This is a genomic window from Bifidobacterium parmae, assembly GCF_002860365.1.
GTDB classification, from domain to species: domain Bacteria; phylum Actinomycetota; class Actinomycetes; order Actinomycetales; family Bifidobacteriaceae; genus Bifidobacterium; species Bifidobacterium parmae.
On the sequence record NZ_NMWT01000025.1, the window covers coordinates 85,184 to 99,127 of the forward strand.

At 67.4% G+C, this 13,944-nt stretch carries 9 protein-coding genes and 5 tRNA genes; 10 read left to right on the forward strand and 4 right to left on the reverse strand.

The window, feature by feature from the left end; genetic code table 11:
• Positions 1 to 105: 105 nt before the first annotated feature.
• A complete protein-coding gene (gene tkt / locus Uis4E_RS08440; protein WP_034526114.1) occupies positions 106 to 2,214 on the reverse strand; it encodes a transketolase in 2,109 nt (702 codons plus the stop codon).
• A 416-nt stretch (positions 2,215 to 2,630) separates the two neighbouring features.
• Here tkt and hrcA point away from each other — a divergent pair, with 416 nt between their 5' ends.
• Together hrcA and dnaJ are read left to right on the forward strand one after the other, a co-directional pair.
• Positions 2,631 to 3,830, forward strand: a complete 1,200-nt coding sequence (gene hrcA, locus Uis4E_RS08445) for a heat-inducible transcriptional repressor HrcA (protein WP_423734933.1) — start codon at positions 2,631 to 2,633, stop codon at positions 3,828 to 3,830.
• 85 nt (positions 3,831 to 3,915) lie between these two features.
• Positions 3,916 to 5,076 carry a molecular chaperone DnaJ gene (dnaJ, locus tag Uis4E_RS08450; RefSeq protein WP_101622738.1) on the forward strand — a complete coding sequence of 387 codons (1,161 nt, stop codon included), beginning with the start codon at positions 3,916 to 3,918 and terminating at the stop codon, positions 5,074 to 5,076.
• Between the two features lie 110 nt (positions 5,077 to 5,186).
• Here dnaJ and Uis4E_RS08455 read toward each other — a convergent pair whose 3' ends face one another.
• Positions 5,187 to 6,107, reverse strand: a complete 921-nt coding sequence (locus Uis4E_RS08455; protein ID WP_101622739.1) for an undecaprenyl-diphosphate phosphatase — start codon at positions 6,105 to 6,107, stop codon at positions 5,187 to 5,189.
• 198 nt (positions 6,108 to 6,305) lie between these two features.
• On the opposite strand from Uis4E_RS08455, the gene Uis4E_RS08460 reads away from it, so the two are divergent.
• On the forward strand, positions 6,306 to 7,097 hold the full coding sequence (locus Uis4E_RS08460; protein WP_101622740.1) for a fructosamine kinase family protein: 792 nt from the start codon (positions 6,306 to 6,308) through the stop codon (positions 7,095 to 7,097).
• Between the two features lie 15 nt (positions 7,098 to 7,112).
• Here the strand turns inward: Uis4E_RS08460 and Uis4E_RS08465 are convergent, their stop codons facing one another.
• Positions 7,113 to 7,967, reverse strand: a complete 855-nt coding sequence (locus Uis4E_RS08465; protein WP_165784925.1) for a PAC2 family protein — start codon at positions 7,965 to 7,967, stop codon at positions 7,113 to 7,115.
• Between the two features lie 202 nt (positions 7,968 to 8,169).
• On the opposite strand from Uis4E_RS08465, the gene Uis4E_RS08470 reads away from it, so the two are divergent.
• The 7 genes from Uis4E_RS08470 to Uis4E_RS08500 all read left to right on the forward strand — a co-directional run bounded on the left by Uis4E_RS08470 (position 8,170) and on the right by Uis4E_RS08500 (position 11,592).
• Positions 8,170 to 8,242 (forward strand) — tRNA-Gly (locus Uis4E_RS08470).
• A 28-nt stretch (positions 8,243 to 8,270) separates the two neighbouring features.
• Positions 8,271 to 8,341 (forward strand) — tRNA-Cys (locus Uis4E_RS08475).
• 44 nt (positions 8,342 to 8,385) lie between these two features.
• Positions 8,386 to 8,460: transfer RNA gene (locus Uis4E_RS08480), tRNA-Val, on the forward strand.
• 42 nt (positions 8,461 to 8,502) lie between these two features.
• Positions 8,503 to 8,575 (forward strand) — tRNA-Val (locus tag Uis4E_RS08485).
• 31 nt (positions 8,576 to 8,606) lie between these two features.
• Positions 8,607 to 8,682 (forward strand) — tRNA-Gly (locus tag Uis4E_RS08490).
• Positions 8,683 to 8,932: 250 nt separating this feature from the next.
• Positions 8,933 to 9,739: a M23 family metallopeptidase gene (locus Uis4E_RS08495; RefSeq protein ID WP_101622741.1), complete on the forward strand. Its 807-nt coding sequence runs from the start codon at positions 8,933 to 8,935 to the stop codon at positions 9,737 to 9,739.
• Between the two features lie 38 nt (positions 9,740 to 9,777).
• Positions 9,778 to 11,592, forward strand: coding sequence for an AMP-dependent synthetase/ligase (locus Uis4E_RS08500; protein WP_101622742.1), 1,815 nt, complete (start codon positions 9,778 to 9,780; stop codon positions 11,590 to 11,592).
• Positions 11,593 to 11,703: 111 nt separating this feature from the next.
• Here the strand turns inward: Uis4E_RS08500 and Uis4E_RS08505 are convergent, their stop codons facing one another.
• Positions 11,704 to 13,746 carry an AMP-dependent synthetase/ligase gene (locus tag Uis4E_RS08505; RefSeq protein WP_101622743.1) on the reverse strand — a complete coding sequence of 681 codons (2,043 nt, stop codon included), beginning with the start codon at positions 13,744 to 13,746 and terminating at the stop codon, positions 11,704 to 11,706.
• Positions 13,747 to 13,944: the final 198 nt, after the last annotated feature.

The following is a 13,944-nucleotide window of genomic DNA, read 5'->3' on the forward strand; positions in this document are numbered from 1 at the left end:
AACCGTTCCATGCCGCTTTCGCATGGAACACATCTGATATGTGATTGGGGCAGGGGCGGCGTCACCGCGTCATACACGCACGACGCGGTGACGCCGCCCGACGGATCACTTGGCGGCTTCGACCTCCGCGATGGATGCCTTGGCGGCCTCCACCACGTGCTCGGCGGTGATGCCGAGGTCGATCATGTTCTGCGCGCCATCGCCCTGCAGACCGAACTGCTCGATGGAGACGGGCTTGCCGTAGGAGCCGAGGTACTTGTACCACGGCATGGCAACGCCGGCCTCGACGGAGACACGGGCCTTGACGGCGGCCGGAAGCACGGCCTCCTTGTACTCGGCGTCCTGCTCCTCGAACCATTCGACGGACGGCACGGACACGACGCGGGCCTTGACGCCCTCGCCGGCCAGGGTCTTGGCGGCGGCGACGGCCCACTGAACCTCGGAGCCGGTGGCCATGATGATGACGTCCGGGGTGCCCTCGGTGTCGACCAGGACGTAGGCGCCCTTGCGCACGCCGTCCTTGGCCTTGGCCGCGGTCTCGGCGAGCACCGGGATGCCCTGGCGGGACAGCACCATGGCGGCCGGCAGCGTGTTCTTCTTCTCGAAGAAGTAGCGGTAGGCCTCGGCGGTCTCGAAGGCGTCGGCCGGGCGGACGACCTCGAGCTGCGGGATGGCGCGGAAGGAGGCCAGGTGCTCGACCGGCTGGTGGGTCGGGCCATCCTCGCCGACGGCGACGGAGTCGTGCGTCCACACGTACAGGTTCGGGATCTCCATCAGCGCGGCCAGACGGACGGCGGAGCGCTCGTAGTCGGAGAACATGAAGAACGTGCCGCCGAACGGACGGGTGTGGGAGCCCAGCAGGATGCCGTTGGTGATGCAGCCCATGGTGAACTCGCGCACGCCGAAGTGCAGCTGACGGCCGAACTCGCTGCAGACCGGCCACTGCTTGGTGGCGCACTCGGCCGGAGCGAAGGTGGCGGCGCCCTTGAGGTCGGTCTTGTTGGAGCCGCCGAGGTCGGCGGAGCCGCCCCACAGTTCCGGCATGACGGCCGCGATGGCGTTGAGGACGGAGCCGGAGGCGCCACGGGTGGCGACGTTCTTGCCGACTTCGAAGGTGGCCTCGAGGTCGTCGATGGCCTTGTCGAAGCCTTCCGGCAGCTCGCCGGCCTTCAGACGGTCGTACAGGGCGGCCTTGTCCGGGTTGGCCTTGCGCCAGGCGTCGAACTTCTCGTCCCATTCCTTGTGGGCCTCGAGGCCGCGCTCGGCGACCTTGCGGGCGTGGGCGAGGGCCTCCTCGTCGACGTGGAAGTTCTCCTCCGGGTCGTAGCCGAGGATCTTCTTGAGGCCGGCGACGGCCTCGGCGCCCAGCTTGGAGCCGTGGGAGGACGGATCGTTGGTCTTGCCCGGGGTCGGCCACGCGATGAGGGTGTCGACCTTGATGAGCTTCGGCTGGTCCGGGGCGGCGGCCTCGGCCTTGGCGATCACGTCGGCCAGGCCCTCGACGTCCTCCTTGTAGGAGCCGTCGGGCTGGATGAAGCTGAACTCGTCGGTGTACCAGCCGTACGCCTGGAAGCGCTTGAGCACGTCCTCGGCCAGCACCAGGTTGGTGTCGCCTTCGATCTGGATGCGGTTGGCGTCGAAGATCACGGTGACGTTGCCGAGCTTCTGGTTGGCGGCCAGGGCGGCGGCCTCGCCGGAGATGCCCTCCTCGATGTCGCCTTCACCGCAGATGGCCCAGATCTTGTGGTAGAACGGGGAGTCTTCCTTCGGGGTCTCCGGGTCGAGCAGGCCGCGCTGGAAACGCTCGCCGTACGCGAAGCCGATGGCGGAGGCGAAGCCCTGGCCCAGCGGGCCGGTGGTCATCTCGATGCCCGGGGTCAGGCCGTACTCCGGGTGGCCCGGGGTACGGGTGTCCGCGCCGCCGCGGAAGTGCTTGAGGTCGTCCAGGGTCAGGCCGTAGCCGGAGAAGTAGAGCTGGACGTACTGGGTGAGGGAGGCGTGGCCGCCGGAAAGAATGAAGCGGTCGCGGCCTTCCCAGTTGGGATCGTTCGGATCGTGCTTGATGAAGTGCTGGTACAGGGTGTAGGCGATGGGCGCCAGGGAGACGGGGGAACCGGGGTGGCCGGAACCGGCGTTCTCAACCGCGTCGGCCGACAGGACCTTGGCCATCTTGATGGCGCGCTCGTCCAGCTCGGTCTCCTTGAATTCGGTCATGGATGTCTTTCCTTCCGCTTGGTCGGGCCGCGTGTCCGGCTTGTGCCGGGCGCTGTCGCCCTCACATTGCGCTATCCATGCTACCTTCATTTCGCGACGTAGCGTTGTGATTTTGGCGTGTTTTGGTAACTTCTGTTCTGTTAGCGTTCACAATATGTGTCGCTTCGCTGGCGACGAACGCGTTAGCAGTCGAAACGGGCGAGTGCTAATACAATGGATACGGCGCAAACGCATGCGGAGCGCGGATTCCGGGCTCCCGGAACGACGGAGAAACCGCCGCCCCGGCCGCGCATGCGCGTGTCGCGACGCGTCCGCGGCCATCGCGTGAAGCGCCGCGGAACACGACATGAATCATGGATGAACAGTACCCGCCGGGTACGTAACGCAAGGAGGTGCGCATGCCGCAGACAAGACGCATGGTGGTCCTGCGCGCCGTCGTCGAAGACTACATCCGCTCACAGGAGCCGGTCGGCTCGGCCGCGCTCACCAAACAACACGACCTCGGCGTCAGCTCCGCCACCGTCCGCAACGACATGGCCGCGCTCGAGGAGGAAGGCTACCTCATCCAGCCGCACACGTCGGCCGGACGCGTGCCCACCGAGAAGGGCTACCGGTACTTCGTGGACCGTCTCGCCACCGTCGTGCCGCTGTCCAAGGCGCAGCGTCGCGGCATCGACGGCTTCCTGTCCGGATCGGCGAGCCTGCAGGACACGCTGCAACGCGCCGCGCGCCTCCTCGCCCGCATCACCGGGCAGGTCGCCGTCGTCGCCTCGCCGTCGCTCGCGCGTTCCGTACTGCGCCACGTCGAGCTGGTCCCCGTCGCGACCGCTACGTTGCTCGCCGTCGTCATCACCGACACCGGGCGTGTCGCGCAGCACACGATTGTCGCCCCCGACATGCCTTCGTCCGAACTGCTCGGCCTGTTCACCGACACCGTCAACGCCGAATGCGCCGGCCTGTCCCTCGCGCAGGCGTCGCAACGCATCCGCGCGCTGGGCGCCGACCCGCGGTTCCGCGAGACGGACGCGCTCGCCGGGCAGCTCGCCGCCGCGTTCTCGGCGATGCACGACGACGAACGCGGCAGCGAACTGTACATGTCCGGCGCATCCAGCCTCGCCCACCAGCGCACCATGGCCGACCTCGCGCCGCTGTTCGACGCGTTGGAGGAACAGGTCGTGCTGATGAAGCTGATGAGCGCGTTGAGCGAGGAGACTGCGCGCGGCGACGGCGTCGGCGTGGCCATCGGATCCGAGACGCACACGCCCGGGCTGCTCCATGCGGCCGTCGTCACCAGCGGCTACGGCAGGACCGAGACGGGCGACGAGACGGCACGCGAAGACCGGCCGCGGGAGACGGGACAAGCCGAGGGCGCATCCGTCCCTTCCGGGGGCGATTCGGACGATGCAGGCGACGCGATAGCCGCCGTCCACGGCCCCGGCGGCGAGCCGCTCGCCTTCGTCGGCTCCATCGGCCCCACCCACATGGACTACGCGAACACCATCTCCGCCGTGCGCGCGGTCGCACGCTACCTGACCGCCTTCCTCGCCGACGGCGACCCATCCCACCGCGACCCTCCCGGACGCGCGGCGGACGGAAGCCCGACGACCTCGGGCTGACCGCCTCCGCTGACCCCTCCTTATGGCACAATAACCCGCTAGCAACAACAGACACAGGCCTAATACATAAAGGAACGAACGAACCGTGGCAGACTACTACGAGGTGCTGGGCGTCGACCGCACCGCGAGCGACGACGAGATCAAGAAGGCGTACCGCCGGATGAGCCGCAAATACCATCCCGACATCGCCGGTCCCGAATTCGAGGACAAGTTCAAGGAGGTCAACAACGCCTACGAGGTGCTGAGCGACCCCGACAAGCGCCGCATGTACGACTCCGGCGTCGACTCCAACGACCCCAACGCCTCCGCGGGCTTCGGCGCCGGCGGCTTCGGCGGCATGGGGGACATGGGCGACGTGTTCAGCACGTTCTTCGGCGGCGCGTTCGGCGGCGGCTCGCAGGGTCCCACCCCGCGCACCCAGCCCGGCCGCGACGCGCTCGCCAGCATGACCATCGATCTGAAGACCGCCGTGTTCGGCGGCACCGAGCAGGTGCGCATCACCACGTTCGGCCTGTGCCCCGACTGCTCCGGCTCCGGTTCCGCCGATGGTTCGAAGCCCACCACCTGCCCCGACTGCCATGGCAGCGGCTACCGTCAGAAGGTCGTCCGCACGATGCTCGGCCAGATGATGACCTCCGCGCCGTGCGAGCGCTGCGAAGGCCACGGCGACGTGATCTCCAAGCCGTGCCCCTCGTGCATGGGCCACGGCCGCGTGCGCGTCACCCGCAGCGTCGGCGTCAAGGTCCCCGCCGGCATCGGCGACGACTCCCGCATCCGTCTCGCCAGCCAGGGCGAGGTCGGCGAGGGCGGCGGCCCCGCCGGCGACCTCTACGTGGACATCCGCATCCGCTCCAACAAGCAGTTCACCCGCGACGGCGACGACCTGCACTGCTGGGTGCGCGTGCCGATGAGCTGGGCCGTGCTCGGCCACGATCTCGAGATCGACACGTTCGACGGCGAGAAGACCGTGACGGTCCCCGCCGGATGCCAGCCCGAGGACACCGTCACGCTGAAGGGCCTCGGCGTCACGCGCATGCGCGCGCAGGGGGAGCGCGGCGACCTCATCGCGCACATCGCCGTCGAGATTCCCACCAGGCTCGACGACGAGGAACGCTCCCTCATCGAGAGGTTCGCCGCCTCGCACGACGGCGACGCCACCCACGTCGCGCAGAGCTCCCGCCCCGCCGCCGGCGGCCAGTCCGGCAAGAAGGGCTTCTTCTCGAAGCTCAAGGACGCGTTGAGCTGAATCGCTGCCGGGAAAACGCTCCGCCGTTCCCGGTGACATGCGGAAAGGCCCTGTATCCACGATGTCTCGAACCGTGGATACAGGGCCTTTCCGTTATGCGCGCGAAGCCGTCAGCCGGCCACGGACGGATCGATGGCGGGCAGGACGCCCGAGATGAGCAGGACGGCGACCACCACGGCCAGTCCGATGCGGTAGATGGCGAACGCCTTGTAGGAGAACGTGCTCACGAACTTGAGGAAGCCGATGATCACGATGTAGCCGACGAAGAACGCGACGATCGTGGCGGCGATGGTCGGGCCCCAGCCCGGCCAGGCGGCCCCGCCGATCGCGGCGCACGCGTCCGCGGCCTTCGTGGCGTCGCAGGCGGTCACGTCCTTCACCGCGGAGACGGCCTCCAGGATGCCAGCGCCGAACACGGCGGGGATGGCCATGAGGAAGCTGACGCGCACGGCGGCCTCGCGGGTGTAGCCCATGGCACGGCCGAACGTGATGGTGCCGCCGGAACGGGAGACGCCCGGGATGAGGGCCAGCATCTGGCCGACGCCGAAGAGCAGCGCGTCCTTCACGGTCATCTGGTTCATCGTCTTGACCTGCTTGGAACGGCTGTCGAAGATCCACAGCAGCACGCCGAACACGGCGAGCACGGTGACGGTGATCCACAGGTTGCGCAGCGTCGTCTCGATCATGTCCTTGAACAGCAGGCCCGCGATGAGGATCGGCATCGTGCCGATGATGATGAACCATCCCATCTGCGTGTCCGGGTTCTTCGCGCCCAGACGCGACTTCCAGTCCTTGCCGTCATGGCCGAACAGGGAGCCGAACCATGCGCCGAGGATGCGGATGATGTCGCGGCGGTAGTACAGGATCACGGCGAGCTCCGTGCCCAGCTGGATGATGGCGGTGAACGCGGCGCCCGGATCGGAGCCGATCATCAGGTCGCCGATGATGCGGATATGCGCACTGGAGGACACCGGCAGGTATTCGGTCAACGCCTGGACGAGACCGAGGAAAATCGCCTGGAAGAAATTCATAGACCCCTCTAACCTCTGGAATTCGGGTATTCGCATATTGCGGTATTCGTCATTTGCGATGACCACTGTACTCATAGGGGGCTAAGACCGCGCTCATGCGCGGCGTTCCACGGACGATGTCTTGCACAATGCACACAATGAGGCCACAATTGGGCGAGGACGCGGGCCGGCCGGGCCCGTCGACGAAGGAGCGAATTCATGGATACGTACCGCAAGAGCAGGGGATACGCGCCGAAGGGGTTCTTCGAGTGCGAGGGCAGGGGGCTTGAATGGCTCGGCGAGGCCATGCCGCAGGGCGGCCCGCGCGTCGTGCAGGTGATCGGCTGGGGCGACGACCATCTCGACATCGAGAAGGTCCATTCCGCGATGCCCACCGTCAAGGCGGCGCACGACTTCGGCGCGGCGCTCGCCCGCATGCACGATGCGGGCGCCCCGCATTTCGGCTCCGCGCCGGCCGGATACGACGGCACCTGCTATTTCGGCCCGCTGCAGGATCCGGTGCCGATGGCGACCGGCGAATGGGACGACCCGGTCGCCTATTACGCGGAGGGCCGGCTCCGCCCGATGGTGGAGCTCGGCATCCGCCGCGGGGAGCTCGACGCATCGGACATGGCGCTCACCGAGCAGGTGATCGACGCGATGCCCGACCTGCTCGGCCGCGCCGCCTCCGACAAGCCGGCGCGCGTGCACGGCGACCTGTGGAGCGGCAACGTGATGTGGACCGCGGACCGCGGCTACAGCGAGGCGGTGCTCATCGACCCGGCGGCGCACGGCGGCCACCGCGAGGAGGACCTCGCCATGCTGGGATTGTTCGGCATGACCTACCTGCGTGACATCCTCGACGGCTATCAGAGCGTCCATCCGCTCAAGACCGGCTGGCAGGAGCGCATGACCCTGTGGCGCCTGTACCCGATCGCCGGCCACTGCGTGTTCTTCGGCGGCGGCTATGTGGGCGAGTACCGTTCCATGTGCCGTTCCCTGCTGGGATGACGCCGCGGCGGCACGTCACAGCCCTTTGAGGAAGTCCTCCGCCTCCCTGACGAGGCGTTCGGCCTGGGCGGGGTCGGCGGAGGCCGCCTTCCGCGCCTCCTCCGCGCGATCCCATTCGCGTTCGAGATGATGCACGTAGTCGGCCAGCTGGTCGCTGCATCTGAGCAGCATCGACGCCTTGGCCTTCCATGCGTCCGCCAGCGACGGCAGGTCGCCCTCGTCGAAATCGAAGCCGATCTCCCCGCCGAGACGGCGCAGCAACGCCAGCGTGGCGGGCGCGCAGTCGTCGTTGCCGGTATATTGGGGGACGGACACCCACATCGACGTGGTGTCGAACGACTGCTCGCGCGCCATGTCGTCCAATACCGTGGGGATGCCGACGGGGCCGCTGTACCCGCCTTCGCCGTCGTTCGCGCCGCAGTCGCAGCTGCGGCCGCATTCGTCGAGATCGTGCGAGACGTCGACCGGCAGCGGACGCGTGTGCGGGCAGTCGGCGTACATCGATCCGAGCGTGACGATGCGGTCGACGTCGAACTCGTCGGCGATGTGCAGGCTCTGCCGGCAGTATTCACGCCAACGGTAGTTCGGTTCCGGTGCGAGCTGCGCGTAGATGCGCAGATCGGGCGCGAGCGCGATCTCGTAGAACGTGGTCTGCGGCCAGATGATGCGGGGGCGTCCGGTGACGCGGCACAGCATCGGCCGCGACACCTGATAGTCGTAATAGCCGTCGCAGCTGATGTGGCGTATCTCCCGCGCCTCGTAGCGCCCCAGCAGATGCCGGATCACGTTGGTCGCCGACTGGCAGGCGTCGTTCCATCCCTCGAAGGCGGCGAGCATGACGCTCTGCCGCTGGTCCCGTTCCTCGCTCATGCCTCCCACAATAACGGCGGAACGCATGGCGGACGGGCGCGATGCGGCGGTGTTCGCCGTAGGCGTGCCGATGCGTCGGGCCGCCGCCCCGTCCCGCGGCGTCGACCGCATCCGCCGACGCGACACGCCGTGTTTGCAATTCGCTCGCGGATGGATATAGTAGTGACTCGTGCTTCGGCGGGGAGCAATCCCCACGACCAGTGCGGACATAGCTTAGTTGGTAAAGCGCAACCTTGCCAAGGTTGAGACCGCGGGTTCGAGTCCCGTTGTCCGCTCTAAGGTCCGATGAGTTGACGACCTTACGGTGGGTTAGCCAAGCGGTTAGGCAGCGGCCTGCAAAGCCGTATAGACGAGTTCGACTCTCGTACCCACCTCTCAGCAAACCGAAGCGATTCGGTCGACTGCTGGACGCAGGCCCGGGCGGTTGGCGCAGAGGTAGCGCACTTCCCTGACACGGAAGGGGTCACAAGTTCGAATCTTGTATCGCCCACCATGCCGAAGCGATTCGGCTGATAACTGAATACCGAAGCAATTCGGGCGATTGGCGCAGCGGCTAGCGCACTTCGTTCACACCGAAGGGGTCGTAGGTTCGATTCCTACATCGCCCACCGGATTCCGCTTCTCACGGCGGAATCCTTCGCGGACATAGCTTAGTTGGTAAAGCGCAACCTTGCCAAGGTTGAGACCGCGGGTTCGAGTCCCGTTGTCCGCTCCATTCCGAACCCCCGCCATCGTGCGGGGGTTCTTCGTTTTTCCGGCATGTCCTCCCGGCCCCGCCGGCTTCTCCGGAATCCCCCGATGCTCCTGCACGACCCGGTCGGTCCACGGGCGATTGTGAAGATTCATGAGAGCACCGTCCACATTCCCCGTACGGCTGGACTCGCACGGGTTCCGTCGTCCATCGTGGAATGCATGGGCGCCGGGCGACCGCCGGGCGCCGGCCCACGACGACGGGAGGAACCGACATGGACGGGCGGCGGCATGACGATACGATCGCACGGAACGCGCGGCGGCGCGGCCGGTGGAAGTCGCGTCGCCGACGCGCGGCGGCGGAGCGCGAACGCCGCCGCATGGAACGACTGCGGCAGGAGTCGCTGCGCATCGTGGCGTCCCTCGCCGTCGCCGTCATCATGTTCCTGCCCGCCGTCCTCGCGGCGCGACACGGGCAAGCCCCGCCGCAACCGTCGCAACGACGGGCCGTGGCCGGCTCCGGTTCCGTCGCATGGTGCGTGGACGGCATGGGACGGGCGACGACGTTCGCCTCGACCGCGAGCGTCATGGACACACGGCCGAGACCGTTGGCGTGGACAGCGGAGACGGGGGCGGCCGGCGGATGCGGGCGCACGCTGTCCTGGCCGCTGCGGCACGTCGACAGACGACAGGCGTTCGACGGGCCGGCGCAGCCGTGGCTGGCCGGTCACCGGGGCGTCGACCTCGCCGCGGGGGAGCACGACGAACTGCTCGCCCCCGCGGACGGCGTCGTCACGTTCACGGGAACCGTCGCCGGCAAACAGGTGGTGAGCATACGTCACCGCGATCTGACGCTCACCTTCGAGCCGGCCGTCACCGCATTGGACACCGGAGCGCAGGTCGTGCGGGATGAGCCGTTCGGCGAAGTGGGCGCGCATTCCGACCACTGCGACGGGGCATGCCTGCACTGGGGCGTCAGACGCGGCGACGACTACCTCGATCCCGAGGCGCTGGCCGAGCCCCGGCGCATCGCGCTCAAACCGGTGGTGCGCGAGGGATCCGGCGAGGCCCGCACACGGTAGAATCGGTGGCGACACATCCTAGGAGGTCGTGCAGAACGATGATCACGGAATACCTGAGGCCGCTGGAGCAGCCGATCGACACGGACAGGAACCTGTTCTCGATACTCGAGGAGCGCGCCGCGCGCACGCCGGAGCAATCCCTCATCGAATACAAGGAGCCGGGCACGGGGCAGTGGCGGTCCTTCACCGCCGTGGAGTTCCGCGACAAGGTCGTCGCGCTCGCCAAAGGCCTCATCGCGCGCGGCGTCATGCCCGGCGACGCGGTGTCCGTGATATCGAAGACCCGTTGGGAGTGGACGGCGCTCGACATGGCGATCATGTCGATCGGCGCGCTCACCGTGCCCGTCTACGAGACGAACTCGCCGGCGCAGGTGAGCATGATCTTCAACGATTCGCACGTGCGCATGGCGTTCGCCGAGAACGACATGCAGCGCGACAAGGTCGAATCCGTGCGCGACCGGTGCCCGGACCTCGGCGACGTGTACGTCATCGACTTCGGCGCGCTCGACACACTCGAGGAGTACGGCAGGGGCGTCACCGACGCGGAGTTCCGCGAACGCGAACAGGCCGTGCACGGCGACGACCTCGCCACCATCGTCTACACGTCCGGCTCCACCGGCACGCCGAAAGGCGTCGAACTGAGCCACGGCAACTTCATCTTCATCACCTATTCCGGCATCCGGTCGATGCCGGCCATCGCCATGCCCGAATACGCGCGGCTCTGGCTGTTCCTGCCGCTCGCGCACGTGTTCGCGCGCTACATGCAGTTCTTCTGCTTCGCCGGCAACGTCACGCTCGGACTGTCCGGGAACCTGAAGACGATCCTCTCCGACTTCGCCGCGTTCAAACCGACGTTCATCCTCGCCGTGCCCCGCATCTTCGAGAAGATCTACAACGCGGCCTCGCAGAAGGCCGGCGCCGGATTCAAGGGACGCGTCTTCGCGGGAGCGACCGTCACGGCCCGCGCATGGTCGAAGGCGCAGCAGTCCGGCGAGCCGATCCCGTTCCTGCTGAACCTGAAGCACGCCGTCTACACGCGGCTCGTCTACAGGTCGATCCTCGATGTGTTCGGCGGCCATGTCGAATACGCGGTCTCGGGAGGCGCCCCGCTCGACAAGTCCATCGCGCACTTCTTCAACGGCATCGGCCTGCCGCTGCTCGAAGGCTACGGCATGACCGAAACGTGCGCGCCCGCCACCGTCAACCCGACCGCCGGCTACCGGATCGGCACGATCGGCCTGCCCATGCAGGGCACGGCGGTCGGCATCGCCGACGACGGCGAACTGTGCATCAAGAGCCCCGCCGTGTGCGTCGGCTACCACAACCATCCCGAGCTCACGCGCGAGCAGATCCGCGACGGGTGGCTGCACACCGGCGACCTCGGCTCGCTCGACGAGGACGGCTTCGTCACCGTGACCGGCCGCAAGAAGGACCTCATCATCACCGCCGGCGGCAAGAACGTCTCGCCGGGCGAGCTGGAGGCGTCGGTGATGACCTCGCCGGTCGTCAACCAGTGCGTCGTCGTCGGCGACCGCAAGCCGTTCGTCGCCGCGATCGTCGCGCTCGACCTGGCGGAGACGAACACGTGGCTCGAAGCCCAAGGCGCGAAACCGTGCGCCGACCTGGCCGAGGCGGCGCGCAACCCGATCGTTCGCGCCGAGGTGGAGCGGGCCGTCAACCAGGCCGACGAGCTCGTCTCCCGCGCCGAATCCATCCGCAAGTTCGAGATTGTGCCCGACGACTTCACCGAGGAGAACGGTCTCGTCACCGCGTCGATGAAGGCGCGCCGCGAGGCCATCACCAAGCGGTACCGCGACCTCATCGACAACGTGATCTACGCGGGCAAGAAGTGACGCCCCGCGCCGGAGAGCGCCGATATGCGGAAGGCCCCGTGCCGGAATCCACGAGCGTGGTTCCCGGCACAGGGCCTTCGTCGTCCCGTCACGTGGACGGAGGCATGCGCCTCACTGGCGCGGCGCCGTCTTCTTCGTGTACATCCGCGTGGCGAGCAGCGTCGCGTAGCGCTTGATGACCTTCGGACGGATGACCTTCATCGACGCGGTCATCAGGCCGTTCTCCTGCGTGAACTCCTCGGGCAGGATGATGAACTTGCGCACCGACTCGGCGCGGGAGACGCCCTCGTTGGCCTGATCGACCCACTTCTGCACCTCGGCGCGCACGGCGGCGTTTTCCGCGGCCTCCTCCATCGTCATATGCTCGTCCAGGCCCTTCGCCGCCAGCCACGGGCGCAGCGACTCCTCGTCCAGCGTGATGAGCGCGGAGATGAACGGGCGCTTGTCGCCGAGCACCAGCGCCTGGGAGACGATCTCGCAACGCTGGATGACCTCCTCGATCGGGCCCGGGGCCACGTTCTTGCCGCCGGCCGTGATGATGAGGTCCTTCTTGCGTCCGGTGATGTACAGGAATCCGTCGTTGTCGATGCGGCCCAGATCGCCGGTCGCATACCAGCCGTCCTCGGTGAAGGAGGTCTCGGTGGCCTCCTCGTTCTTGTGGTAGCGGGGGAACACGGCGCGGCCCTTGACCTGGATCTCGCCGTCCTCGGCGATGCGCAGCGAGAAGCCGGGGAACGCGATGCCGACCGAACCGGCGTGGAACGGGACGCCCAGCACGTTGAACGCGCACGGGGCGGTCGTCTCGGTCAGACCGTAGCCCTCGTACACGGGCACGCCGGCGCCGCGGAAGAACGCCATCAGCTCCGGATCGAGCGGGGCGCCGCCGGCGACGATCCACTTGGCGCGGCCGCCCAGCACCTCGCGCAGCGACTTGTAGACCACCGGGTCGAACGCGGCGCGCTTCGTGCGCGTCAGGGCGCCCGCATGGCCCTTCTCGGAGATCTCCTTCATGTAGTCCTGCGCGGCGACGACCGCGGAGGCGAACACCATGCCCTTCGCGCCGTGACCCGCCTTCTGGGATGCGGCGTTGTACACCTTCTCCAGCACGCGGGGCACGACGATCATGATGGACGGCTTGGCGACCTGCAGGTCGGAGATCAGCGTCCTGATGCCGGTCGCGATGTAGATGTGGACGTTCGAGGCGACGACGATGTAGTTGATGGCGCGCGCGAACGAATGCGCCTGCGGCAGGAACAGCAGGATCGTGTTCTTCTTGTCGTGCAGCAGTTCCGGCATGTAGTCGGGAAGGTTCAGCGCCGTCTGGCAGTAGTGCTCATGCGTCATCTCCACGCCCTTCGGCGCGGCGGTGGAGCCGGACGTGTAGACGATCGAGCACAGGTCGGTCTTCTGCACCGAGTCGATGCGCTCGTCCAGCTCCTCGTCGGACACGGACTTGCCGTACGCCCGGATCTCGTCCAGTCCGCCGGTCTCGATGCACACGATGTGCTCCAGCGACGGGCACTCCTCGACGGCGCCGTCCGCCTTGTCGCGCATGGCGGTGTCCTGCACGATGAGCAGGCGGGCGTCGGAGTTGTTGACGATGTTGCGGATCTGCTCGGCGGAATCCGTGTCGTAGATGGTGGCGAGCACGCCGCCGCAGGCCATGACGGCCGCGTCGGTCAGGTCCCATTCATAGGAGGTGCGGCACATGAACGCCACGCCGTCGCCCTTCTTCAGCCCGTAGTGCAGCAGGCCCTTGGCGATCTCGCGCACCTCGGCGAGGAACTCGTTCGCCGTCTTCGTGACCCACTCGCCGTCCTCCTTGTACGTGTACAGCGGGTCGTCGCCCATGCGCTCGGCGCGGTCGGCGTAGATGTCGTAGATCGACATGCCCATGTCCAGCGGGGGATTGCCCTGCGTGGTGGTGGTCAGCAGGCCCGACGCCGGATCGATCTCCGTGACCGTGGGACGGTCCGGCCCCCACACGTCGGTGTGGGGCAGCTCGATGGACTCCTCGCGGGCGATGTCCTCGCCGGCGTAGTCGGGTTCGTTGCCGGCGTCGTCGCCGACCGGATGCACGAAGTCGGTGCCGAGACGCAACGCCTTGCGCGTGATGTTCGTGGTTTGCTGCTTCAACGTGGAAAAAACGGACACGTGGTGCTCCTTGACCCAATTCCTGTCTGGTCCTGTCTCAAAACAGCCAGTTTAGCGCCCCGGACGCGACACGTCACCTTACGGTAGCGTAGGGAGACGGGGGCGTGCGCGCGTTCGTGGACGTTCCTCCGGGCGCGCCGCGCGGTTTCGGCTACACTGGGGCCTCGTATGACCCGATACGGCCAATGTCAGAAAGGG

Excerpts from the sequence above, each read along its gene's own strand:
- tkt (WP_034526114.1), bottom strand. The coding sequence starts at position 2,214 with ATGACCGAATTCAAGGAGACCGAGCTGGACGAGCGCGCCATCAAGATG.
- hrcA (WP_423734933.1), top strand. The coding sequence starts at position 2,631 with ATGGTGGTCCTGCGCGCCGTCGTCGAAGACTACATCCGCTCACAGGAG.
- Uis4E_RS08455 (WP_101622739.1), bottom strand. The coding sequence starts at position 6,107 with ATGAATTTCTTCCAGGCGATTTTCCTCGGTCTCGTCCAGGCGTTGACC.
- Uis4E_RS08460 (WP_101622740.1), top strand. The coding sequence starts at position 6,306 with ATGGATACGTACCGCAAGAGCAGGGGATACGCGCCGAAGGGGTTCTTC.
- Uis4E_RS08465 (WP_165784925.1), bottom strand. The coding sequence starts at position 7,967 with ATGAGCGAGGAACGGGACCAGCGGCAGAGCGTCATGCTCGCCGCCTTC.
- Uis4E_RS08495 (WP_101622741.1), top strand. The coding sequence starts at position 8,933 with ATGGACGGGCGGCGGCATGACGATACGATCGCACGGAACGCGCGGCGG.
- Uis4E_RS08500 (WP_101622742.1), top strand. The coding sequence starts at position 9,778 with ATGATCACGGAATACCTGAGGCCGCTGGAGCAGCCGATCGACACGGAC.